This is a genomic window from Achromobacter aegrifaciens, from assembly GCF_902859735.1.
GTDB classification, from domain to species: domain Bacteria; phylum Pseudomonadota; class Gammaproteobacteria; order Burkholderiales; family Burkholderiaceae_B; genus Achromobacter; species Achromobacter aegrifaciens.
On sequence record NZ_CADIJY010000002.1, the window covers coordinates 250,930 to 273,203 of the forward strand.

General features: G+C 66.1%; 20 protein-coding genes. 18 read left to right on the forward strand and 2 right to left on the reverse strand.

Annotated features, from left to right (window positions below; translation table 11 throughout):
• Positions 1-122 precede the first annotated feature (122 nt).
• Positions 123-1,346: an FAD-dependent monooxygenase gene (locus tag HV766_RS07155; protein WP_175180855.1), complete on the forward strand. Its 1,224-nt coding sequence runs from the start codon at positions 123-125 to the stop codon at positions 1,344-1,346.
• A gap of 22 nt (positions 1,347-1,368) precedes the next feature.
• Here the strand turns inward: HV766_RS07155 and HV766_RS07160 are convergent, their stop codons facing one another.
• Positions 1,369-2,454 (reverse strand): calcium:cation antiporter, encoded by a 1,086-nt coding sequence (locus HV766_RS07160; RefSeq protein ID WP_175180856.1) that lies wholly within the window; start codon positions 2,452-2,454, stop codon positions 1,369-1,371.
• Positions 2,455-2,570: 116 nt separating this feature from the next.
• Here HV766_RS07160 and HV766_RS07165 point away from each other — a divergent pair, with 116 nt between their 5' ends.
• From HV766_RS07165 to HV766_RS07185, 5 genes are all read left to right on the forward strand, one after another.
• Positions 2,571-3,041: a low affinity iron permease family protein gene (locus tag HV766_RS07165; RefSeq protein WP_082401036.1), complete on the forward strand. Its 471-nt coding sequence runs from the start codon at positions 2,571-2,573 to the stop codon at positions 3,039-3,041.
• Complete coding sequence (locus tag HV766_RS07170; protein WP_054454755.1) at positions 3,038-4,120, forward strand: flavodoxin family protein; 1,083 nt, start codon at positions 3,038-3,040, stop codon at positions 4,118-4,120. The genes HV766_RS07165 and HV766_RS07170 overlap by 4 nt, the downstream gene beginning before the upstream one ends.
• A gap of 40 nt (positions 4,121-4,160) precedes the next feature.
• Positions 4,161-4,427, forward strand: a complete 267-nt coding sequence (locus tag HV766_RS07175; protein WP_054454753.1) for a hypothetical protein — start codon at positions 4,161-4,163, stop codon at positions 4,425-4,427.
• Between the two features lie 84 nt (positions 4,428-4,511).
• Entirely contained in the window at positions 4,512-4,718 is a 207-nt protein-coding gene (locus HV766_RS07180) for a hypothetical protein (protein WP_125470364.1), read from the forward strand.
• Between the two features lie 61 nt (positions 4,719-4,779).
• Entirely contained in the window at positions 4,780-5,610 is an 831-nt protein-coding gene (locus tag HV766_RS07185) for a hypothetical protein (protein WP_119451193.1), read from the forward strand.
• 3 nt (positions 5,611-5,613) lie between these two features.
• Here HV766_RS07185 and HV766_RS07190 read toward each other — a convergent pair whose 3' ends face one another.
• Positions 5,614-6,864 carry an NnrS family protein gene (locus tag HV766_RS07190; RefSeq protein ID WP_175180857.1) on the reverse strand — a complete coding sequence of 417 codons (1,251 nt, stop codon included), beginning with the start codon at positions 6,862-6,864 and terminating at the stop codon, positions 5,614-5,616.
• Between the two features lie 234 nt (positions 6,865-7,098).
• Between HV766_RS07190 and HV766_RS07195 the strand changes: the two genes are divergently transcribed.
• From HV766_RS07195 to HV766_RS07250, 12 genes are all read left to right on the forward strand, one after another.
• Complete coding sequence (locus tag HV766_RS07195; protein WP_054454748.1) at positions 7,099-8,376, forward strand: MFS transporter; 1,278 nt, start codon at positions 7,099-7,101, stop codon at positions 8,374-8,376.
• A 10-nt stretch (positions 8,377-8,386) separates the two neighbouring features.
• Entirely contained in the window at positions 8,387-9,775 is a 1,389-nt protein-coding gene (locus HV766_RS07200) for a NarK family nitrate/nitrite MFS transporter (RefSeq protein WP_054454746.1), read from the forward strand.
• 154 nt (positions 9,776-9,929) lie between these two features.
• Positions 9,930-13,670, forward strand: a complete 3,741-nt coding sequence (locus HV766_RS07205; RefSeq protein WP_175180858.1) for a nitrate reductase subunit alpha — start codon at positions 9,930-9,932, stop codon at positions 13,668-13,670.
• Positions 13,667-15,232 (forward strand): nitrate reductase subunit beta, encoded by a 1,566-nt coding sequence (narH, locus tag HV766_RS07210; RefSeq protein ID WP_175160663.1) that lies wholly within the window; start codon positions 13,667-13,669, stop codon positions 15,230-15,232. Before HV766_RS07205 ends, narH begins: the two co-directional genes overlap by 4 nt.
• Positions 15,233-15,246: 14 nt before the next feature.
• The gene (gene narJ / locus HV766_RS07215) at positions 15,247-15,894 is read left to right on the forward strand and encodes a nitrate reductase molybdenum cofactor assembly chaperone (protein ID WP_175180859.1); all 648 of its coding nucleotides are present in this window, start codon (positions 15,247-15,249) and stop codon (positions 15,892-15,894) included.
• A gap of 19 nt (positions 15,895-15,913) precedes the next feature.
• Entirely contained in the window at positions 15,914-16,597 is a 684-nt protein-coding gene (narI, locus tag HV766_RS07220) for a respiratory nitrate reductase subunit gamma (protein ID WP_054454742.1), read from the forward strand.
• Between the two features lie 22 nt (positions 16,598-16,619).
• Positions 16,620-17,381 (forward strand): peptidylprolyl isomerase, encoded by a 762-nt coding sequence (locus HV766_RS07225; RefSeq protein ID WP_054454740.1) that lies wholly within the window; start codon positions 16,620-16,622, stop codon positions 17,379-17,381.
• Entirely contained in the window at positions 17,378-18,376 is a 999-nt protein-coding gene (gene moaA / locus HV766_RS07230; protein ID WP_119451156.1) for a GTP 3',8-cyclase MoaA, read from the forward strand. Before HV766_RS07225 ends, moaA begins: the two co-directional genes overlap by 4 nt.
• Position 18,377: 1 nt before the next feature.
• A complete protein-coding gene (locus HV766_RS07235) occupies positions 18,378-19,037 on the forward strand; it encodes a carbonic anhydrase (protein ID WP_054454736.1) in 660 nt (219 codons plus the stop codon).
• The gene (mobB, locus tag HV766_RS07240) at positions 19,034-19,531 is read left to right on the forward strand and encodes a molybdopterin-guanine dinucleotide biosynthesis protein B (protein WP_082401034.1); all 498 of its coding nucleotides are present in this window, start codon (positions 19,034-19,036) and stop codon (positions 19,529-19,531) included. Before HV766_RS07235 ends, mobB begins: the two co-directional genes overlap by 4 nt.
• Before the next feature lie 79 nt (positions 19,532-19,610).
• Positions 19,611-21,548 carry a type IV pili methyl-accepting chemotaxis transducer N-terminal domain-containing protein gene (locus tag HV766_RS07245; protein WP_175180860.1) on the forward strand — a complete coding sequence of 646 codons (1,938 nt, stop codon included), beginning with the start codon at positions 19,611-19,613 and terminating at the stop codon, positions 21,546-21,548.
• Positions 21,549-21,559: 11 nt separating this feature from the next.
• Positions 21,560-22,231 carry a response regulator gene (locus tag HV766_RS07250; protein WP_054454724.1) on the forward strand — a complete coding sequence of 224 codons (672 nt, stop codon included), beginning with the start codon at positions 21,560-21,562 and terminating at the stop codon, positions 22,229-22,231.
• The last annotated feature ends 43 nt before the right edge of the window (positions 22,232-22,274 follow it).

A 22,274-nucleotide genomic window follows, 5' to 3' on the forward strand; every position in this document is an offset into this window, starting at 1 on the left:
GGTAATAAGTCAGCCCATTTTTACATGCTAGTTCTCAAAATTGACGGAATCTAAGATGCCGTCATCGTCCGAAAAGCGCCGTCGGCGGCGCGTCGAGACGGGTTCTACTGGAGAGCATCGGCATGGAAATCGGAATACTGGGCGGCGGCATCGCGGGCTTGAGCGTGGCGCTGGCTTTGCGCCAGCAGGGGCACGGACTTCGCGTGTATGAACGCAGGACGCAGCCGGCGACCATGGGGGCCGGCGTGACCTTGTGGCCGAATGCCGGCTTCGTGCTGGACGAGTTGGGCTTGCTGCCGGACATCGCGGCAGCGAGCGGGAGGCCGGTTGCGGCGCGCCGCCAGGATGCGGCAGGCAATCCGCTGGGCGGAATCGATATCGCCTTGCTGGATCGGATGATGGGATATTCCACCCACACGATTCTGCGTCGGGATCTGCAGACGGTGCTGTTGGACCATGCGGCGCGGGCAGGAATTCCGGTGGAGTATGGGCATCGGGCGGTGGCGATCGATCTGCACGAGGATGGCCGGGCCGAGGCGCGCTTCGAGAATGGCCGGAGCATCCGACCAGACTTGCTCATCGGCGCCGATGGCCGCATGGATTCGGTGGCGCGCCGATTCGTCGCGGGAGACAACGCGCCGGTTTATCAGGGCTTCGTGAATTGGATAGGCGTGGCGCAGGCGGACGGTGTGCTGGTCGACGAAATCGCCATCCAGGACTATTGGGGCGCGGGCGAGCGCTTTGGCGCCGTGGCGGTGCGGCCGGGCCTGGTCTACTGGGCGGGCGCGCATGCGCGGCCCTTGTCCGCGGCCGGGCCTGCGGCGGACCTGCGCCAGGAGGTCGAGGCGTTGTTCGGAAAATGGCCCGACCCTGTCGCCCGCATCATCCGCGCGACGCCGGCGCACGCCATCCGCCTGATCGCCGTGCACGACCTCGATCCCCTGACAAGCTGGAGCCGGGGCAACGTGCTGTTGGTGGGCGACGCCGCGCACGCGCCCCTGCCGACCTCGGGGCAGGGCGCGTGCCAGGCGCTGGAGGATGCCTGGCACCTGGCCCGATGCCTGAACGGCCAGGACGCGGGCCTGGCGGCGGCTCTGAGTGAATTTGCGCAGATACGCATTCCCAAGACCACGCAGTTGATCGAACAGGCGCGGGTATCTGCGCGCGGCCTGTTCGCCATGGACCCGCAGACCTGCCGCATCCGCAACGAGCACGCCAGGACGGCAGATCCCGTGCATGTTGCGCAAGCCCTGGCGGCGGGTTGGGCCCAAGAATTGCCTATGCCCGGACTCGGGAGCGGCGCGCCTGTTCACGGCGCCGGATTCGGCGGCCTGGCCCGCATCTGAACGCCTGAGCCGGGCCAGAACGCTACAAGCCCAATCCCAGCAGCATGAGGAAGGTGCCAAACAGGATGAAATGGGTCATGCCCTCGATCGCGTTGGTCTGGCCGTCATTGAGGTTGATTGCCGCCACCAGCAGGGTGACGAGCATCATCAATGTCTGCGCCGGCGTCATGGCCATGACGATGCGCTGACCTGTGATCAAGGCCAGGGCCTCCATCGCCGGCACGGTCAGTATCACCGTGGACAACGAAGCGCCAAGCGCGATATTGACCACCGATTGCATCCGGTTCGCGAGCGCCGCGCGCAATGCGGTCAGCATTTCCGGCGCGGCGGAAATGCCGGCCACGATCAGTGCCACCAAGCCAGGAGGCACTTCGATGCCTTCCAGGCTGCGATCGAGGGAATGGGACATCAGTTCGGCAAGCGCGCCCACGGCAATGATGCCGATCGCCATGACCGCCGCCGATTGGCCTCGGGTTGGGTAGCCTGAGGTTGGCAGAGGCCTGCGGGTTTTCTTGTCCGGATAGCTGTAGCTGAAGAAGTAGCTGTGCGGGCCGGTCTGCATGCGCAGGAACACGCCGTACAGGAGCAGCATGGCCGCAATCGTGAAACTGCTATACGCGCGCCAGCGCGACTGCGGAATGAACTCGGGAATGATCATCGAGACCGTAACCGCGGTCAGGATCATCACGCTGTAAGTTCGGGCGGAATCGTCGTTGTATGCCTGCTCGCCGTGCTTGAAACCGCCGATCAGGGCGGCTACGCCCAGGATGCCGTTGATGTCCAGCATGACGGCCGAATAGATACTGTCGCGCACCAGCGTGGGTGAGTGGGCCTTGGAGGACACGATTGCCAGCACGATGACTTCGACCAGCACGGCGGATAGCGTCAGGATCATGCTGCCGTAAGGGTCGCCAAGCTTCTGCGCGACACGCTCCGCGTGGCGGGCGACGCTCAGCGAAGCGGCCAGGATGGCGGTGATCAAAACGGCAGTCTCGACCAGGCTGGCAAGGCGGCCGTAACCGCTTGCGCCGGAATCGGCCAGGTATCCGGCGGCGGCCAGCGCGCAGGCCAGCAACAGGAGCTTTTCGGACTGCAGAATGGATTTCATCTGGGCTCCGCCGGCCGCAATCCTGTCAGCCTAGCACGCCGCATGTCTTCTTTCCCTGGCCGGGGGCGGGCACGGAACTTGCTGAACAGGATGTCCCGTGGAGCAAGGGGGCCAGCATGCTCAACACTCGCGTACCCAGGCGGCGTCCGGCGCCGAAGCGTTCGGCTGCACCCGACGCGGGCGGTGCTGACCATCCGGTAGCGCGCTTCTTTGATCATTTTGCCGCGCATGTGACCAAGTGGGTGGGGTCGCCCATCGCCTTCGGATTGGCGGTCATCACTGTTGTGCTGTGGGGGGCCTCCGGTCCTGCGTTCGGCTATTCCGAAGTGTGGCAATTGGTGATCAATACCGGCACGACCATAGTCACATTCCTGATGGTGTTCCTGATTCAACAAAGCCAGAACAAGGACAGCGAGGCGTTGCACCTCAAACTCGATGAATTGCTTATTGCGCTGGAGGGCGCGGACGAAGGGCTGGTCGACGCGGAGCGCCTGGACGAAGACAAGCTGCTCGCCCTGGCCGCGGCCTGTACCGCTCGCGCCAGGCAGGAACGCCGCCGCCGCGCCCGCAAAAGGAGGCAGCCATGATCGGAATCAAGCCAACGGTCCGCAAGGGCCAATACGACGGCCCGCTAGCGCGGGAAGAATTCCGCCTGCGCTTCATGCGGCGCTTTTACGATCCAGCGTTCGAGGCCGAGCGCGACGCGCTGGAGCGCCTGGAAGCGATTGCCTGGGAAGGCTACGAAGCAGGGCGCAAGGCGCCTGTCACGGTGAAAGCCGGCCAGGGCTACGCCGATCCCGATTACGATCTTTCCCAGGAGTGGAAGGAAACGCGCGACCGCCTGGAGCGCGCGGAGGCAGTTCAGCGCGATCCGGACACCCCGTCTCGCGTCCTGGTGATCGTCGGCGCCGCGCGCAATGACGGCACCTGTCCCGGGGAGGTCTCCAAAAGCTGGCGGCTGGCGCGCCTCGTCCTGGATGAGCTGCAGACGGCCGGCGTGCAGACGGACCTGTTGGATCTCAGCCGCCTGGTTTCCGAATATGAGTACCGCATCCATCCCTGCAAGGGCTGCGTGTCGACCGCGATGCCCCTGTGCCATTGGCCATGCAGCTGCTATCCGAACCACTCGCTGGGGCAGTCCAACGACGCCATGGCCGGCATCTACGAGCAATGGGTCGCGGCCCATGGCGTGATCCTGGTGGCGCCCACGTACTGGTACCAATCGCCCAGCCCCTTGAAGCTGATGATAGACAGGCTGGTGTGCGCCGACGGCGGCAATCCCGATCCCACGCTGACTGGCGGCAAGGATCCGCTCAAAGCCAAACAGGTCGAGCTTGCCGGTTGGCCATACCCCAAGCATCTGGCCGGCCGCGCCTACGGCCTGGTGGTGCATGGAGACGTGGCCGGCGTCGAGGCGCAGCGGCGCGGGTTGGCCGATTGGCTGGACTGGATGGGGCTGATGGACGCGGGCGCGGCGTCGCGGCTGGACCGCTACATCAGCTATTACCGCCCGTATGCCACCAGCCACGACGACCTGGACCAGGACCAGGCGGTGCAGCAGGAAGTGCGCAACGTGGCGCAGGCCATGGCCAATTTCCTGCCGCGCCTGCGGCGCGGCGAATTCGAGGGACTGGATCAGGGCATCCGTGATCCCAGGCCGAAGTAAACCGCAGTAGCATGAAGGGAGGATTCGACAGGAGGCCCCTATGGAACACGCCAATTGGGATTTCGAGCTCGAGCGTCCGGTTGAGCATCAGGGCAGCTGGAGCATCGCTTATGTGCTGGTGCCGCCGGCGGCGGGAGCGCCGCAGGAGCGGATAGCCGTCGAGGAGCGCTTCGCCTCGGCCCAGGTTGCGATAGACGAGGCGACGCGGCTGGCCCAGATCCACGTCGCGGACTTGAACGGGGATACCGCGTCGTTCGAGAAGCCGACAGACACGGAAGTGCCGTTCGGCAAGAATCCACGGTTCTGACGCCTCTTGCGCGGGCGTTGTGGCATGGCGCTTGCTGATACCGGGCTGCGGCGGATTTCGCCGCACTTCCTGATAGGTGCTGCGATGCCCCAGATCCAATTCGAGTTGGCTTTGCATCCGATAACGATGGCGTCCGTGCCGCCGCCCGGGACCCCAGCCCATCGGCCGCCGGCGCAGAATCCGGATGACGCCAACGACAGCGCTCAAGGCGATGAGGTGCCCGACGAGGACATCGAGCCCGCCGACACGACGTCCAAGGACAACGCCGCCGAGGGTTCGGCGGACAGGTAACCTAAAATGGCGCTCCGATCATTTCAAGGCGCCTATGGCGCCGCCTGCCCAGGTTCCCTCCATGCAAGAAAACACGTCCGCCGCGCAGCCGGCATCCGGAACGCCGCAACGTCAGAGATTCGAGTCGTTCGTGCGCACGCTCGAAGCGCAGCGCGCCCGCCTGCGCGGCTGGCAGGCCGTGCTGCCGGAATACCAGAAGAAATACGAAGACGTGCTGGCGCCGCTGGAGACGGTCGAGGTCGAACTGAAGGCCAAGCTGGTGGCCTGCTTCGACCATGCCTGCAAGCAGAAGGAACTGACCAAGGCGGAACGCGCCCTGGCGTCGGAGATCGCTGCGCAGCTGGCACAGGAAACGCTGGACGCCATCGTGTTGGATGGCACGCCGGCCGAGTGCGACACGGACCGGCTGAAGGCCTTGTATCTCAAGCATGCCGGCTCGGACTACGACGCCGGCGCGGAAGACGGACAGGACGAGGACGATGCCGAAGCGCTGCTGACCCGGGCGGCGGGCGATAGCCCCGCACCCGCGCCCGAAACGCTGGCGGAAATCGAAGCCTTGGCCGCTGCCGGTCCCGATCGTCTGGCTGGCGTCGATGAGGAACGCTACGCGCAGTACATCCAGGCGCTGGGCGCGCAGCTCGCCAAGCTGGCCGGCGAAATCGCAGCCGCGGAAGACGGCTTCAAGGCCAAGTACCATTTCGATCCCGCGCAATCCATAGACCCTTCCGAACTGATGGAAGACCTGGACGCGGAGATCGCCGATGCCGAGGAATACATAGGCGAACTCGAATTCGAGCTGTCGCAGTTCGTCGACATGCAGCAGGTCAAGGCCTGGCTCAAGGCCATGAAGCAGCAGCTGGCGGCCACCCGCCGGCGCGAGGGGCGCGGCTGAGGCTCAGGCGGCCGGACGCCGAGCGACCGGCACCACCTTCATCACTGGCGCGGCCGTCTTGCCCGCATCGGCCCGCGGCCGGATCATCATGGGGAAGAAGCGCCAAAGGTATAGCGCGAAGGCCAGCGCCCAGGCGGTCGCCGAGGCATGCAGGAAGCCGATGGTGGCGGCGGTCGGGAGCAGGGCGGCCAGGCGCAGCAGGGCCGCCAGAATCATCAGCGCATAGCTCAACACCATGCTGCGGTCGGTCTGCAGCGGCCGGCCCAGGTGGCCGAGCGCGGTGCGCGTGACCATGCCCAGGATCAGCACCGAGAATCCGGCCACGCCGATCACGTGGGCGGGCCAGGCGGGCCGCAGCACATAGCCGGCCAATTGCGCCGCGCCTGCCAGCAGACCGATGCCCAGGCCGCAATACCCCGCATACAGGATCCACAACAGCGGCACCTTGCGCACCGCCCAGGGCTTCCAGGATATCCATTGCGCCAGGGCGATCAAGCCGGTCGCGGCCAGCGCCAGCGCCGCAGCTTGCGGCTGGCCGGCAAGCAGGCAGGCGATGGCGACGATGCCCGTACCCAGCTGCCAGTGGCCGCTGCGGGTGTGCGGCGGGATGTCCAGTCCCGCCACGGCGCGCTTGGCGAAGAAGGGGATGACCCGGCGCGCGATCAGCAGCGTCAGCACCGCCATGCACAGCAATCCGGCATTGAAGTAGCGCATCAGCGCAAAGTAGTCGCCCTGGACCGAGGCCCAGAGGTAGAGCGCGTTGGTGGCGGCCAGGCCCAGCAGCAGGAAGGGTATGCCGTAGTTGCGCTGGTTGCGCGTGACGGCGACGGCGCGGCCCAGCGCGCCCGCGGCCCACAGGAAGAACAGCAGGTCCGCCGACGCGGCCACCACGAAGGCCGGACGTCCGGGTACGAGATAGCCCGCGCGCGCCACGATCCACACCGCGCACAAAATGGCCAGGGGCGTGCCGCGCAAGGGGTTCTTGCCGGTCCAATTGGCGCCCGCCGTCAGCAGGAAGCCCACCGCGATGGTGGCGACGAAGCCCCACAGCATCTCGTGCGCGTGCCAGAACATGCCGTTCAACTCGCCCGTGAGGCGTGCCGGCGCATGCACCCATAGCAGCACGGACGCCAGCGCCCAGAAGCAGCCGGCCAGGTAGAGCGGCCGGAAGCCCATTTCCGTGAAGGCGCGCCATTGGGGCCGCGGACGGGGAGGGGCAGCGGCGGGTTCTTCGATGCTAAGCAGCGTGCTCATGAGGGCAGTCGCGGCGCCGTTTCGGCTTCGCGTTTAAAGGTGTATTTGAAATGCATATTAATGCCTCCCGCGCGTTGCCGCCAGCGCGGCCGCTTGATCCAGCGCAAGCCGGGCCGCCAGGAAAGGGGTGACTAGTCACATCGGCAAGGGGCTTCTGGTCGGCTGGCGAATGGTCCGCAAGGCCCGCCATGCCTAGGCTAGCCACATGTCTTCGTGAGTAAAGCGAGAGTAACCATGGCAGCAAGTCAACCTTCCGCCGGCGCGCCGATGCGGGTCCTGATTTCAAGCACATTCGCCTTCACCATCTGTTTCGCGGTGTGGATGATCTTTGCGGTGCTGGGCATTCCCATCAAGCAGCAACTGGGCCTGTCCGAAACCGAGTTCGGCCTGCTGGCCGCCATGCCGGTGCTGACCGGTTCGCTGGTGCGGGTGCCGCTGGGCATCTGGACGGACCGCTACGGCGGCCGGCCGGTGTTCTTCATCCTGATGCTGCTTGCGGTGGTGCCGATCTGGCTGCTGTCCTACGCCACCGAGTACTGGCAGTTCCTGGTGCTGGCGCTGTTCGTCGGCCTGACTGGCGGCTCGTTCTCGGTCGGCACGCCCTACGTGGCGCGCTGGTTCCCGCGCAACAAGCAGGGTCTCGCGATGGGCGTGTTCGGGGCCGGCAACTCGGGCTCGGCCATCACCAAGTTCGTGGCCCCCGCCCTGATCGCGGCGGCGGGCGGCGCCTGGGTCATCGTGCCCCAGGTCTATGCCGTGGCGCTCCTGGTGACGGCCATCCTGTTCTGGCTGTTCTCTTCTTCCGACCCCGCGCACCGCGTCAAGAGCGGCGCCAGCCTGTCGGCCCAGATGGCCATGCTGAAGGACCCGCGCGTCTGGCGCTATTGCCAGTACTACTCGGTGGTGTTCGGCGGCTACGTGGCGCTGGCGCTGTGGATGACCAAGTACTACATCGGCGAATACGGCTTCGACATGAAGCTGGCGGCGCTGCTGGCAGCCTGCTTCTCCCTGCCCGGGGGCGTGCTGCGCGCCGTCGGCGGCTGGATCTCGGACCGCTACGGCGCCTACAAGACCACCTGGTGGGTGATGTGGGTGTGCTGGGTGGCGTTCTTCCTGCTGAGCTATCCGCAGACGGAATTCACCATCGTGACGGCCAACGGTCCGCGCAGCTTCGGCATCGCGCTGGGGCCGGTCACCTTCACCGTGCTGCTGTTCGTGGTCGGCATCGCCATGGCCATCGGCAAGGCCTCGGTCTTCAAGTTCATCTCGGACGAGTTCGGCGAAAACATCGGCGCCGTCTCCGGCATCGTCGGCCTGGCCGGCGGGCTGGGCGGCTTTGTGCTGCCGATCATGTTCGGGATCCTGCTCGACCTGACGGGCGTCCGCTCCAGCGCCTTCATGCTGCTGTACGGCACCGTCTGCGTCTCCCTCATCTTCATGCACTTCAGTTTCCGGCCGGAAAGCGCGGCCATTGCCCGGCAACACGCCGCCTCTCCCTCCACCACCTCCTGAGAGTATCCCTATGTCTTCCACTCAAGTCCTTGCGCGCTGGGAGCCGGATAATCCCGGTTTCTGGAAGCAGACCGGCGCCCGCGTCGCCAACCGCAATCTCTGGATCTCCATTCCGGCGCTGATGCTGGCGTTCAGCATCTGGATGCTGTGGAGCGTGGTGGTGGTCAATCTGGACCGCGCCGGCTTCATGCTGTCCAAGAACCAGATGTTCTGGCTGACGGCGCTGCCCGCGCTGTCGGGCGCGACCCTGCGCATCTTCTATTCCTTCCTGGTGCCCGTCTTCGGCGGGCGCAAGTGGACGGCCATTTCCACGGCTTCGCTGCTGATTCCGGCGCTGGGCATGGGCTTCGCCCTGCGCGACCCGACGACTTCGTTCCCGACGCTGCTGATCCTGGCGCTGCTGTGCGGCCTGGGCGGCGGCAACTTCAGTTCCAGCATGGCCAACATCAGCTTCTTCTTTCCGAAGGAGAAGAAGGGCCTGGCCACCGGGCTGAATGCCGGTATCGGCAACCTGGGCGTGTCCCTGGTGCAGTTCGTGGTGCCGGTGGTGATCTCCATCGGCGTATTCGGCGTGGCGGGCGGCGAGCCCCAGGTCATCAACGCCAATGGCGCGCAGCAGAACCTGTGGCTGCAGAACGCCGGGTTCATCTGGGTGATCCCCATTGCGCTGGCCTCGATCGCCGCGTGGTTCGGCATGAACGACATCGCGGATGCCCGCGCCTCGTTCGCGGACCAGGCCGTCATCTTCAAGCGCAAGCACAACTGGCTGATGTGCTGGCTGTACGTGGGCACCTTCGGTTCCTTCATCGGCTTTTCGGCCGGCTTCGCCATGCTGACCAAGACGCTGTTCCCGCAGGTCGACCCCATGGCCTATGCCTTCCTCGGCCCGCTGGTGGGTTCGCTGACGCGGCCGTTCGGCGGCTGGGTGTCGGACAAGCTGGGCGGCGCGCGGGTCACGCTGTTCACCTTCGCGGCGATGATCGTCGCGGTGCTGGGCGTGGTGATGTTCCTGCCGGTCGCCGGACAGCCCGGCAACTTCAACGGCTTCCTGGCCATGTTCATCGTGCTGTTCGCGCTGACCGGCGTGGGCAACGGTTCGACCTTCCGCATGATTCCCGTGATCTTCCTGCGTGAACGCACGCAGGCGGCCGAAGGCAAGGGCGCCGCGGCGCAGAAGCAGGCCCAGGCGGACGCCGCCAAGGAGTCGGCCGCGGTGCTGGGCTTCTCGGGCGCGATCGGCGCATACGGCGGCTTCTTCATCCCGCGCAGCTTCGGCACCTCGCTCGAGATGACCGGCAGCGTGCAGGCGGCCCTGTATTGCTTCATCGGCTTCTACGCCACCTGCATGGTCATCACCTGGTGGTACTACGCCCGCCGCAATGCGCCGGTGCCTTGCTAGAGCGAAACGGACGCGGCCGGAGTGACTAGTCATTCTGCCGCGCCCGGCCTGTGCCACCGGCGAATGGTCCGGCAGGCGGGCCGCGCCCACAATGGATTCAACAGCATTGATCGCAGTACGCGCCGGCCGGACCGGCGCTCTTGGAGAATAGAGAATGAGCCATTTTCTGGACCGCTTGAAGTTCATGTCGCGGGTGAAGTCCACCTTCGCGGACGGTCACGGCGAAACGGTCAACGAGGACCGCAAGTGGGAAAACGCCTACCGCGCGCGCTGGCAGCATGACAAGGTGGTGCGTTCGACGCACGGCGTGAACTGCACGGGCTCCTGCTCCTGGAAGGTCTACGTCAAGAACGGCCTGATCACCTGGGAAACCCAGCAGACCGACTACCCGCGCACGCGGCCGGACCTGCCCAACCATGAGCCCCGCGGCTGTCCGCGAGGCGCTTCGTACAGCTGGTACGTGTATTCGGCGCAGCGCGTGAAGTACCCGATGATCCGCGGTCGCCTCATGGAAATGTGGCGCGAGGCCCGCAAGACCATGGACCCGATCGCGGCCTGGGAGTGGATCAGCCAGGATCCCAAGCGCGCCAAGCGCTACAAGGCCGTGCGCGGAGTGGGCGGCTTTGTGCGCGCCGACTGGGATACGGCGATGGAAATCGTGGCCGCCGCCAACGCGCTGACGATCAAGAAGTTCGGCCCTGACCGCGTGATCGGCTTTTCGCCGATCCCGGCCATGTCCATGGTCAGCTACGCCGCTGGCGCGCGTTACCTCAGCCTGCTGGGCGGCGCCTGCCTGAGCTTTTACGACTGGTACTGCGACCTGCCGCCCGCCAGCCCGCAGATCTGGGGCGAACAGACCGACGTGCCGGAATCGGCCGACTGGTACAACTCGACCTACCTGATGGTGTGGGGTTCCAACGTGCCCCAGACCCGCACGCCGGACGCGCACTTCTACACCGAAGTCCGCTACAAGGGCACCAAGACGGTGGCCGTGTCCAGCGACTTCGGTGAAATGGTCAAATTCGGCGATATCTGGCTGGCGCCCAAGCAGGGCACCGACGCCGCGCTGGCGATGGCCATGGGCCATGTGATCCTGAAGGAATTCCACCTCTCCGGCGCGTCGGACTACTTCCGCGACTACGTGCGCCGCTACACCGACATGCCCATGCTGGTGCAGCTGAAGGAGCGCGACGGCTTCTACGCGCCGGACCACTTCCTGCGCGCCTCGCACCTGGACGGCGCGCTGGGCGAACAGAACAACCCGGACTGGAAGACGCTGGTGCTGGACGCCAAGAGCGGCGACCTGGTCGCGCCCAACGGCAGCATCGGCTTTCGCTGGGGCGAGGGCGCGGTCAACGGCGGCGAAAAGGTCGGCCGCTGGAACCTGGAGTCCAAGGACGGCGGCAGCGGCCGCGAGATCGAACCCACGCTGAGCCTGCTGGACCAATCCGACGCCGTGGTTGGCGTGGGCTTCCCGTATTTCGGCAGCGAGCATGGCGAGCTGCAGGTGCGCAATGTGCCGGCGCGCCGCATCCGCCTGGCCGACGGCAGCGAAGCCCTGGTGGCCACGGTGTACGACCTGCAGATGGCCAACTACGGCCTGGACCGCGGCCTGGGCGGCGGCAACGTCGCCAGTTCCTATGACGATGACGTGCCTTACACGCCCGCCTGGCAGGAAAAGCATACCGGCGTGCCGCGCGCGCAGGTCATCCAGGTGGCGCGCGAATTCGCGCAGAATGCCCACGACACCGAAGGCAAGTCCATGGTGATCGTCGGCGCCGGCCTGAACCACTGGTACCACATGGACATGATCTACCGCGGCATCATCAACATGCTGATGATGTGCGGCTGCGTGGGCAAGAGCGGCGGCGGCTGGGCGCACTACGTGGGCCAGGAAAAACTGCGTCCGCAGTTCGGCTGGGCCCCGCTGGCCTTCGCCGCGGACTGGGTCCGTCCGCCGCGCCAGATGAACGGCACCTCGTTCTTCTATGCGCATACCAGCCAGTGGCGCCATGAAAAGCTGAACGTCCAGGAGATCCTGGGTCCGACGGCTGACCGGGGCCGCTACGGCGACCTCAGCATGATCGACCTGAACGCCCGCGCCGAGCGCATGGGCTGGCTGCCGTCGGCGCCGCAATTGCGCACCAATCCGCTGGACGTGGTGGCGCAGGCCGAAAGCCAGGGCAAGGATCCGGTGGCATTCGTCGCAGAGCAGCTCAAGTCGGGCGAACTGCGCATGTCCTGCGAGAACCCCGACGACCCGGCCAACTTCCCGCGCAACATGTTCGTGTGGCGCTCCAACATCCTGGGCTCCAGCGGCAAGGGCCATGAGTATTTCCTGAAGTACCTGCTGGGCACGCAGAACGCGGTGTTCGGCGACGAAGCCGAGGCGATCAAGCCCACCGAGGTGACCTACCAGGAAGACGCGGCCGAAGGCAAGCTGGACCTGCTGACGGTGCTGGACTTCCGCATGAGCACCACCTGCCTGTACGGCGACATCGTGCTGCCCACGGCCACCTGGTACGAAAAGGACGACCTCAATACCTCGGACATGCACCCGTTCATCCATCCGCTGAGCGAAGCCGTGCAGCCCTTGTGGGAAAGCAAGACCGACTGGGAGATCTACAAGCTGCTGGCCAAGAAGTTCAGCGAAATCGGTGGCCCCTACCTGGGCAAGCGCCGCGACGTAGTGCTGACTCCTCTGATGCACGACACCCCGGGAGAACTGGGCCAGGCCTTCGAACCCAAGGACTGGAAGCTGGGCGAATGCGACCTGGTTCCCGGCAAGACCGCGCCCAACATGACCGTGGTCGAGCGCGACTACAACGACATCTACCGCAAGTTCACGTCGGTGGGGCCGTTGCTGGACAAGCTGGGCAACGGCGGCAAGGGCATCAACTGGAACACCGAGCACGAGGTGCATGAGCTGGCCGGCATCAACGAGGCCGTGACCGAGCCGGGCGTGAGCCAGGGCCGGCCCAAGCTCGACACCGCCATCGATGCGGCCGAGATGATCCTGACCTTCGCGCCCGAGACCAACGGCCACGTGTCGGTCAAGGCCTGGGAAGCCCTGGGCAAGATCACCGGGCGTGACCACGCACACCTGGCCATCGGCCGCGAGCACGACAAGATCCGCTTCCGCGACATCCAGGCGCAACCGCGCAAGATCATCTCCGCACCCACCTGGTCGGGCCTGGAAAGCGAAGAGGTCAGCTACAACGCCGGCTATACCAACGTGCACGAGCTGATCCCGTGGCGCACGCTGACCGGCCGCCAGCAGTTCTACCAGGACCATCGCTGGATGCTGGACTTTGGCGAAGGCTCCTGCGTGTACAAGCCGGCCATCGACACCAAGACGGTCGCGCCCATGCTGGGCCGCTACCCGAATGGCGAGAAGGAACTGGTCCTGAACTGGCTGACGCCGCACCAGAAGTGGGGCATCCACAGCACGTACTCGGACAACCTGCGCATGCTGACGCTGAGCCGCGGCGGTCCTCACGTGTGGATTTCGGAAGCCGAGGCCAAGCAGGCCGGACTGGTCGACAACGACTGGGTCGAAGTCTTCAACGTGAACGGCACCCTGACGGCGCGGGTGGTGGTGAGCCAGCGCGTGCCGGTGGGCATGTGCCTGATGTACCACGCGCAGGAAAAGATCGTGAACGTGCCGGGCGCCGAAACCAGCGGCAAGCGCGGCGGCATCCATAACTCGGTCACGCGCACGGTGCTCAAGCCCACGCACATGATCGGCGGCTATGCCCAGCAGGCCTACGGCTTCAACTACTACGGCACGGTGGGCGCCAACCGCGACGAATTCGTGGTGCTGCGCAAGATGAAGAAGGTGGACTGGCTGGAAGGTCCGCTGGTTGAAACGCAACAAGAAGAGAAGCAATCATGAGGATACGCGCCCAAATCGGCATGGTGCTGAACCTGGACAAGTGCATTGGCTGCCACACTTGCTCGGTCACCTGCAAGAACGTCTGGACCAGCCGCGACGGCGTCGAGTACGCCTGGTTCAACAACGTGGAAACCAAGCCCGGCATCGGCTATCCCAAGGAATGGGAGAACCAGGAAAAGTGGAAGGGCGGCTGGAAGCGCACCGCCGCCGGCAAGCTGGAACCGCGCCAGGGCGGCAAGCTGCGCATCCTGGCCAATCTCTTCGCCAACCCGAACCTGCCGCAGATCGACGACTACTACGAGCCGTTCACCTTCGACTACGAGCACCTGCAGAAGGCGCCGCTGTCGCAGACGCCGCCCACCGCGCGTCCTGTGTCGGTGCTGACCGGCAAGAAGATGGACAAGATCCATTGGGGCCCGAACTGGGAAGACGACCTGGGCGGCGAATTCAGCGCGCGCAGCCGCGACGCCTTGTTCGAGGGTGTGCAGAAGGAGATGTACTCGACCTTCGAGAACACCTTCATGATGTACCTGCCGCGCCTGTGCGAACACTGCCTGAACCCGGCCTGTGTTGCCAGCTGCCCGTCCGGTTCCATCTACAAGCGTGAAGACGACGGCATCGTGCTGGTCGACCAGGACAAGTGCCGCGGCTGGCGCATGTGCATCTCCGGCTGCCCGTACAAGAAAATCTATTACAACTGGAGCAGCGGCAAGGCCGAGAAGTGCACCTTCTGCTATCCGCGCATCGAGGCCGGCCAGCCCACGGTGTGCTCGGAAACCTGCGTGGGCCGCATCCGCTACCTGGGCGTGATGCTGTACGACGCCGACCAGATCGAGCACGCCGCGTCCACCGCCAGCGAGCAAGACCTGTACCAGTCGCAACTGGACCTGTTCCTGGACCCGCATTCGCCCGAGGTGATTGCCGCCGCGCGCGAACAGGGCATCCCGGAATCGTGGCTCGAAGCCGCCCGCAAGTCGCCGGTCTACAAGATGGCGGTGGAGTGGCGCGTCGCCTTTCCGCTGCATCCGGAATACCGCACCTTGCCCATGGTCTGGTACATCCCGCCGCTGTCGCCCATCCAGACGGCTGCCGAGTCCGGCCAGATGCCGCGCCGCACGGTGGGCAAGAGCGGCATGATCCCCGACGTCTCCAGCCTGCGCATCCCGGTGCGCTACCTGGCCAACCTGCTGACCGCGGGCAAGGAAGCGCCGGTGGTGCAGGCGCTGGAACGCATGCTGGCCATGCGCGCCTACAAGCGCTCCGAGACCGTGCACGGCGAACGCGACACGGCCTTGCTGGACCAGGTCGGGTTGACGGAGGCCACCGTGCAGGACATGTACAAGATCATGGCCATCGCCGACTACGAAGACCGCTTCGTGGTGCCCAGCAGCCACAAGGAAGTGGTCGAGGACAGCTTCAACGAGAAGGGCAGCTGCGGCTTCACCTTTGGCAACGGCTGCTCGGGCGGGGTGTCGGAAGGCACCTTGTTCGGACGCAAGCCCCAGGGCAGCGAGATCTTCATCGAGATGCCGAAATCCCGCAAGAAGGCCGCCTCGGTCTAGGAAAGGAGAAAAACATGAGTCTGTACCGTCTGCTTTCCGCCTTGCTGTGCTACCCGGAACCCGAGCTGCTGGACGCGCTGGGCGAAGTCGAGACCGCCTTGGCCGACTATCCCGACGCGGAGGAAACCCTGCAGCCGCTGGTCGACTACCTGGCCACCAACGACCTGATCGCGCTGCAGGAGAACTACGTCGCCACGTTCGACCGCAACCGCTCGCATTCGCTGCATCTGTTCGAGCATGTGCACGGCGAAAGCCGCGACCGCGGCCAGGCCATGGTGGACCTGCTGGATACCTACCGCGAGCACGGTTTCGAGCCAGTGGTGTCCGAATTGCCGGACCATGTGCCGCTGTTCCTGGAGTTCCTGGGCATCATCGACCCGGCCCAGGCTCAGGATCTGCTGGACGACGCCATCCACGTGCTGGCCGCCATCGGTGCGCGCCTGGCCAAGGGCGAAAGCCCCTACGCCTGCATTTTCGCGGTGTTGCGCGCGCAATCCCGCGTGATTCCGCGCGAGCAGACCGAGGCGCCCGTGCGCGACATGGACGAGGCGATGGAAACGTTCGGCATAGGCGCGGACGGCGTGGAACCGCTACTGCGGCCGTTCTCGGGCGATGGCGCGCAGACCGTGCGCTTCTATCCCCGCGCGCCCGCGGCTCATTAAATCTTCAGGACGACGCATCATGAACTCCCTGAATCAGTTCTTCTTCGGCATCTATCCCTACATCGCGCTGACGATCTTCCTCTTGGGCAGCCTCGTGCGCTTCGAGCGCGAGCAATACACCTGGAAGACGGACAGTTCGCAGTTGCTGCATCGTGGGCAATTGCGGTTGGGCAACATCCTGTTCCACATCGGTATCCTGGGTCTGTTCTTCGGCCACTTGGCTGGCTTGCTGACGCCCGTGGTGGTGTGGGACACGCTGGGCGTATCGCACACGCTCAAGCAGACCGTGGCCATGGTGGCCGGCGGCGTCATGGGCGGCCTGTGCCTGATCGGCCTTCTGATCCTGATCCATCGCCGCCTGAGCGACCCGCGCATCCGCGCCACCACGCGCCCCGGCGACAAGCTGTTGCTGCTGTGGATCCTGGTCACGCTGTTGCTGGGCCTGTCCACCATCGCGCTGTCTGCAGGCCACATGGACGGCGAAATGATGGTGCGCCTGATGACCTGGGCGCAGCACATCGTCACCTTCCAGGGCGACGCGGCCAGCCATGTTGCCGACGTGCCGCTGCTGTTCAAGGCGCACCTCTTCATGGGCCTCACGCTGTTCGTGATCTTTCCGTTCACGCGCCTGGTCCACGTCTGGAGCGGCTTCGCGTCGGTGGGCTACCTGGGCCGCGCCTGGCAGCTGGTCCGCCCGCGCTGATTCCCTGTCCCAGGAGCCGAACATGCCTGTCATCGTCAATGGCGTCGAACTGAACGACGCGGATCTGGAACGCGAACTGCCGCTGCATGCAGAGGCCGGCAACCCCATGCGCGAGGCGATCACTGCCCTGGTGCTGCGCCGCGTGCTGCTGGACGAGGCTGGCCGCCTGGGCCTGGACGCTGCGGACGAGGAGGGCGCCATCGGCGCCTTGCTGGCCCGCGAGGCGCCCGCGCCCGTAGCCGACGAGGCCGCCTGCCGCCGCTTCTATCAGATGCATCCGCAGCGCTTCATGGTGGGCGAGCTGATCGAGGCGGATCACATCCTGTTCCAGGTCACGCCGGGCGTGAATCTGGACATGCTGCGGGCCCACGCCAACGTGGTGTTGGCCGAGCTGCTGGAAGATCCCTCGCGCTTTGCGGAGGTAGCGCGCGAGCAATCGAACTGTCCGTCCGCCGCGCTGGGCGGCAGCCTGGGACAACTGGGCCGGGGCGACACGGTGCCGGAGTTCGAGCGGGCGGTATTCGCGCTGCCCGCCGGCGGCCTGCTGCCGCAGCTGCTGGAAACCCGCCACGGCCTGCATATCGTGCGGGTGACGCGCCGTATCGAGGGCCGCATGCAACCCTACGAGCATGTGGACAAGCAGATCGCTGCCGCGCTGTCGTCCATGAGCCGCGATACTGCCTGGCGCCAGTATGCCAAGCTGCTGGTGGAGCGCGCCGATATCCAGGGCATAGATTTGCAGGGCGAGGAGCCCGAGCGCGTCTACGGCGGGAGCGCCGCATGATGGACGAGCCGGCTGCGGGACCTCTAACGGATGGCTACGGACGCCGCATCGACTATCTGCGCGTCTCTGTCACGGACCGCTGCGACCTGCGTTGCAGCTACTGCCTGCCCAAGGATTTCAAAGGTTTTGAAACTCCAGCAAACTGGCTGCGCCACGAGGAAATGGCGCGGCTGGTGGGGCTGTTTGTCGGGCTGGGCGTGCAGAAGGTCCGGCTGACCGGCGGCGAGCCCCTGCTGCGCCGGGGCGTGGCCGGACTGGCCGGCGTCATCGCCGCCATGCCGGGATTGCAGGACTTGTCCGTGTCCACCAACGGCACCCAATTGGTCCGCCATGCCCAGGAACTGCGCGCCGCCGGCGTGGACCGGCTGAACATCAGCCTGGACACGCTGGATGCTGCCGCCTTCAGCCAGATCACGGGCCGGGATTGCCTGGAATCGGTGCTGGCGGGGCTCGCTGCAGCCAAGGACGCGGGCTTTGCGCCGATCAAGCTCAACAGCGTGGTGCACGCGGCCACGCCGGAGGCCGAAGTGCGCAGGCTGCTGGACTACGCGATGGCACAGGGCTTCGTGCTGCGCCTGATCGAGCCCATGCCCATGGGCAGCTGCGGCCAGGGCTACGCCCACACCGACCTGAACGCCATGGGCGCGCGGCTGGCCGCCGAAACCGGCCTGGTTCCCGCGCTGAACGGGGCGGGCGCGGGACCGGCGCGCTACTGGACCACGGGCCATGGCACGCCGGTGCTGGGCGTGATCACTCCCATGTCGCGCCACTTCTGCGCAAGCTGCAACCGCGTCCGGCTGGGCGTGGACGGCACCCTGTACCTCTGCCTGGGCCAGGAAGACCAGGTGCCGCTGGGTCGCCTGCTGCGCGCGGGCGCCAGCGACGCCGAACTGGTAGCGGCGATCCGGGCCGGTATCGCCGCCAAGCCGGAGCGCCATGATTTCGTGGCCCGTCCGGAACGCATCGTGCGCTTCATGGCGCAGACAGGAGGCTGACATGCGCGATATCGAACGGCTGGTCGACGGCTTCCAGCGCTTTCAGCAGCAGTACTACGAGGACGCGCCATCGCTTTACCGCAATCTGCGCGAAGGCCAGCACCCCAGCACCTTGCTGGTCGGCTGCTGCGATTCGCGGGTGGATCCGGCCATGCTGCTGGGCTGCGACCCTGGCGACATCTTCACGGTGCGCAACGTCGCCAATCTGGTGCCCCCGGCCAGCACCGACCGCGGCCTGCAAGGCGTGCTGGCCGCGATACAGTTCGCGGTGGAGCAGTTGCAGGTCAGCCGCATCATCGTGCTGGGCCACGCCCACTGCGGCGGCATACGGGCGCTGATGGACCGACGCACCCGGGGCGACGGCGAGACCGACTACCTGGAACGCTGGATGGACATCGCCGAACCGGCCCGCAGGCAGGTGCTGCAACAGATGCCGCAGGCAACCGCGGCCGAGCGCCGGCGCGCCTGCGAACAGGCCTCCATCTTGATTTCGCTGCGCAACCTGGAGGACCTGCCCTTTGTGCGGCGTGCGGTGGAGGCGGGCAGCCTGACGCTGCACGGCTGGTATTTCGACCTGGTGGCAGGCGCTTTGCTGGCATACTCGGCGCGGGCGGACGCATTCCTGCCCATCGTATGCCCATTGTTCACGGAGCTTGCATGACCCCAGTTTTCGGCATCGCCGGCCGTTCCGGCAGCGGCAAGACCACCCTGATCGAGGCGATGCTGCCGCTGCTGGCCGCGCGCGGCCTGCGGGTCAGCGTCATCAAACACAGCCACCACGATTTCCAGATGGAGCCGCCCGGCAAGGACAGCGCGCGCTTCCGCCAGGCGGGGGCCCTGGAGGTGATGGTAGCCTCTCCGTTCCGCTACGCCATCGTCCACGAGCTGCGCGACGCGCCCGAACCCACGCTGGACGAGCAACTGGCGCGCCTGTCGCCGGCCGACCTGGTGCTGGTCGAAGGCTTCAAGCAGGCCGCGATCCCGCGCATCGAGGTGTACCGGCCCGCCGTGGGCAAGCCGCCGCTGCATGCGGAAGACAGCAGTTTCGTGGCGGTGGCCACCGACGCGCCGCTGGATACCGGTTTGCCCTGCCTGCCGCTCAACGAGCCGGCGCAAGTCGCGGATTTCATTTGCCGTACCCTGGGGCTGGCTTGAGGGCCTGGCTCGGGAGCAGGAGGCGCAGCGGCTACACTGGAAGCCGCAGCATTCCTACAGCAAGATCGCGTTGAAAGCCATGAAGCCCACCGATACCGCCGCCCCAGCCGACGGCCTGCCTTCGCCCTGGCATCGCCTGTCCACGCGCATCGTCATCAGCTCCCTGGTGGCGCTCGTGGTGGTGCTGTCCATGGTCAGCTGGACGCTGTGGCTGTCCTGGCAACTGGAAGGCGCGGGCGCGGCCATCAACGATACGGGCAGCCTGCGCATGCGGGCCAACCGGGTGGCGGTGGAGCTGATGCGGCCGCAGGCCGGGCGCGAGTTCCGCACGAACGAGCAGGTCCAGCTCATGGATGACACCATCGCCCGCCTGGCGCGCGGCAATCCTGCGCGCCCGCTGTTCATTCCCAACGACGAAGCCATCCGCAAGCAATGGCATGACGTGGCCGCCTACTGGTACGACGTCATGAAGCCGGCCGCCACGCGCGCCCTGGCGCAGCCGGATGCCGCTACCTATCTGGAGACCCTGCCGGAATTCGTGGCCCGGGCCGACACGCTGGTGCGCATGATCGAACAGGACAACGCCGGCAAGACCACCTCACTGCGCCTGTCGCAGGGCGTGCTGGCGGCCATTGCCAGCGCCGGCACGCTGGCGATGATCTATCTGCTGTATCTCTGGATCATCTCGCCGGTGCTGCGCCTGCGCGACGGCCTGCAGCGCATGGCGGCCAGGGAATTCAGCACCCGGCTGCCGGTGGAAAGCCAGGACGAGTTCGGCGTGCTGGCGCGCGGCTACAACCGCATGGCCGATGAATTGCAGGACCTGTACACCGGCCTGGAGCGGCGCGTCGAAGAAAAGACCGCGCAACTGGCCGCGCAGAACCGCGACATCGGCGCGCTTTACGACATGGCTGCCTTCCTGAACCAGCCCAACGAGATCGAAGCGCTGTGCGACGGCTTCCTGCGGCGCGTGATGCTGCAGTTCGACGCCGAGGGCGGCAGCATCCGGGCGCTGGATCCCAACAACGAAAAGCTCAACCTGATGGTGTCGGTGGGCTTGTCCGACGAACTGGTCGAGTCCGAGCATTGCATGCGCGTTAACGACTGCTATTGCGGCGTCGCCACGCGCCAGGCCGGGGTCATCGTCATCCAGGACTTCCGCGAGTCGCCGCCAGCCATGGAACTGAACTGCCAGCGCGACGGCTTTGCCAGCGTGGCCGTGTTCCGCATCGTCACGCGCGACGAGGTGCTGGGCTCGTATTCCTTGCATTTCCGCCAGCAACGCCGCCTGTCGCCCGCAGAATCGCAGCTGCTGGAAACGCTGGGCCAGCATCTGGGCGTGGCCCTGGACAACCGCCGCCTGAGCGCGCAGGCGCGCCAACTGGCGGTGGTGCGCGAACGCGGGCTGGTGGCGCAGGGGCTGCACGACAGCCTGGCGCAGGGCTTGAACTTCCTGAACCTGCAATTGCAGATGCTGGACGCTGCCGTGAAGCGCGGCGACCAGGCGGAGATCGACGAGATCCTGCCGCTCTTGCGTACTGGCGTCGACGAAAGCTACCAGGACGTGCGCGAACTGCTGACCAACTTCCGCACCAAGCTGTCACAGGGCGACCTGCAGGCCGGCATCGAAGACACGGTGGCGCGCTTCCGCCGCCAGACCGGCATCGAGACCGAACTGCGCTTCGGCCGGGGCGAGGGCGCGCCGCTGCCGCCTGACGAGCAGTTGCAGGTGCTCTTCATCCTGCAGGAAGCGCTGTCCAACGTGCGCAAGCACTCGGAAGCCAGCCACGTGCGCATCGACGTCTCCAATGACCGCGACTTCAGCCTGGTCATCACCGACGATGGCCAGGGCTATGACCCCGCGGAGGTGGTCGAGCGCGGCGAATCGCATGTGGGCCTGCACATCATGCGCGAACGCGCCGCGCGCATGCGCGCCGTGATAAAACTTGAATCGCAGCCCGGCGCCGGCACGCGCGTCGCGCTGACCTTGCCCGGCAGCGAACGCCAGGCCGCTTGAATTTTCCCACCATGCCCATCCGTATCCTCCTCGTCGACGACCACACCCTGTTCCGCTCGGGCGTGCGCCTGCTGCTGCAACGCCAACCCGACTTCGAGGTCGTGGCCGAGGCCGGCGACGGCGTCGAAGGCCTGAAACGCGCCAAGGAACTCAAGCCCGACGTGGTGCTGCTGGACCTCAACCTGCCCGGCTTGTCCGGGCTGGAAACGCTGCAGCTGCTGACGCAGGAGTTGCCGTCTTGTGCGGTCATCATCCTGACGGTGTCGGAAGAGGCAGACGAACTGGGGCAGGCGTTGCGCGACGGCGCGCGCGGCTATCTGGTCAAGAACATCGATGCCGAAGCGCTGACCGCCGCGATCCGCCGCGCGGCGGGCGGCGAGCCGGTCATCGCCGAGAGCATGACCGCCAAGCTGGTCGAACAGTTCCGCGGACAGGCCAGCCTGGCCGCGCAAGCGCCGCAGCCGGGGGGCAGCGCCGAGCGCCATCGCCTCACCGCGCGCGAGACCCAGATCGTGCAATGGCTGGCGCGCGGCGCCAGCAACAAGGTCATTGCGCGCGAACTGGACGTCAGCGAAAGCACGGTCAAGATCCACGTGCAGAACGTTTTGAAAAAACTCAATCTCACCAGCCGGGTGCAGGTCGCGGTGTACGCGGTCGAGCACGGCCTGTACACGGAAGAATAGGGCGGCATGCGGCGTTCGGCATAGGCCGTTTGATCTGCGACAA

Excerpts from the sequence above, each read along its gene's own strand:
- HV766_RS07155 (WP_175180855.1), top strand. The coding sequence starts at position 123 with ATGGAAATCGGAATACTGGGCGGCGGCATCGCGGGCTTGAGCGTGGCG.
- HV766_RS07160 (WP_175180856.1), bottom strand. The coding sequence starts at position 2,454 with ATGAAATCCATTCTGCAGTCCGAAAAGCTCCTGTTGCTGGCCTGCGCG.
- HV766_RS07165 (WP_082401036.1), top strand. The coding sequence starts at position 2,571 with ATGCTCAACACTCGCGTACCCAGGCGGCGTCCGGCGCCGAAGCGTTCG.
- HV766_RS07170 (WP_054454755.1), top strand. The coding sequence starts at position 3,038 with ATGATCGGAATCAAGCCAACGGTCCGCAAGGGCCAATACGACGGCCCG.
- HV766_RS07175 (WP_054454753.1), top strand. The coding sequence starts at position 4,161 with ATGGAACACGCCAATTGGGATTTCGAGCTCGAGCGTCCGGTTGAGCAT.
- HV766_RS07180 (WP_125470364.1), top strand. The coding sequence starts at position 4,512 with ATGCCCCAGATCCAATTCGAGTTGGCTTTGCATCCGATAACGATGGCG.
- HV766_RS07185 (WP_119451193.1), top strand. The coding sequence starts at position 4,780 with ATGCAAGAAAACACGTCCGCCGCGCAGCCGGCATCCGGAACGCCGCAA.
- HV766_RS07190 (WP_175180857.1), bottom strand. The coding sequence starts at position 6,864 with ATGAGCACGCTGCTTAGCATCGAAGAACCCGCCGCTGCCCCTCCCCGT.
- HV766_RS07195 (WP_054454748.1), top strand. The coding sequence starts at position 7,099 with ATGGCAGCAAGTCAACCTTCCGCCGGCGCGCCGATGCGGGTCCTGATT.
- HV766_RS07200 (WP_054454746.1), top strand. The coding sequence starts at position 8,387 with ATGTCTTCCACTCAAGTCCTTGCGCGCTGGGAGCCGGATAATCCCGGT.
- HV766_RS07205 (WP_175180858.1), top strand. The coding sequence starts at position 9,930 with ATGAGCCATTTTCTGGACCGCTTGAAGTTCATGTCGCGGGTGAAGTCC.
- narH (WP_175160663.1), top strand. The coding sequence starts at position 13,667 with ATGAGGATACGCGCCCAAATCGGCATGGTGCTGAACCTGGACAAGTGC.
- narJ (WP_175180859.1), top strand. The coding sequence starts at position 15,247 with ATGAGTCTGTACCGTCTGCTTTCCGCCTTGCTGTGCTACCCGGAACCC.
- narI (WP_054454742.1), top strand. The coding sequence starts at position 15,914 with ATGAACTCCCTGAATCAGTTCTTCTTCGGCATCTATCCCTACATCGCG.
- HV766_RS07225 (WP_054454740.1), top strand. The coding sequence starts at position 16,620 with ATGCCTGTCATCGTCAATGGCGTCGAACTGAACGACGCGGATCTGGAA.
- moaA (WP_119451156.1), top strand. The coding sequence starts at position 17,378 with ATGATGGACGAGCCGGCTGCGGGACCTCTAACGGATGGCTACGGACGC.
- HV766_RS07235 (WP_054454736.1), top strand. The coding sequence starts at position 18,378 with ATGCGCGATATCGAACGGCTGGTCGACGGCTTCCAGCGCTTTCAGCAG.
- mobB (WP_082401034.1), top strand. The coding sequence starts at position 19,034 with ATGACCCCAGTTTTCGGCATCGCCGGCCGTTCCGGCAGCGGCAAGACC.
- HV766_RS07245 (WP_175180860.1), top strand. The coding sequence starts at position 19,611 with ATGAAGCCCACCGATACCGCCGCCCCAGCCGACGGCCTGCCTTCGCCC.
- HV766_RS07250 (WP_054454724.1), top strand. The coding sequence starts at position 21,560 with ATGCCCATCCGTATCCTCCTCGTCGACGACCACACCCTGTTCCGCTCG.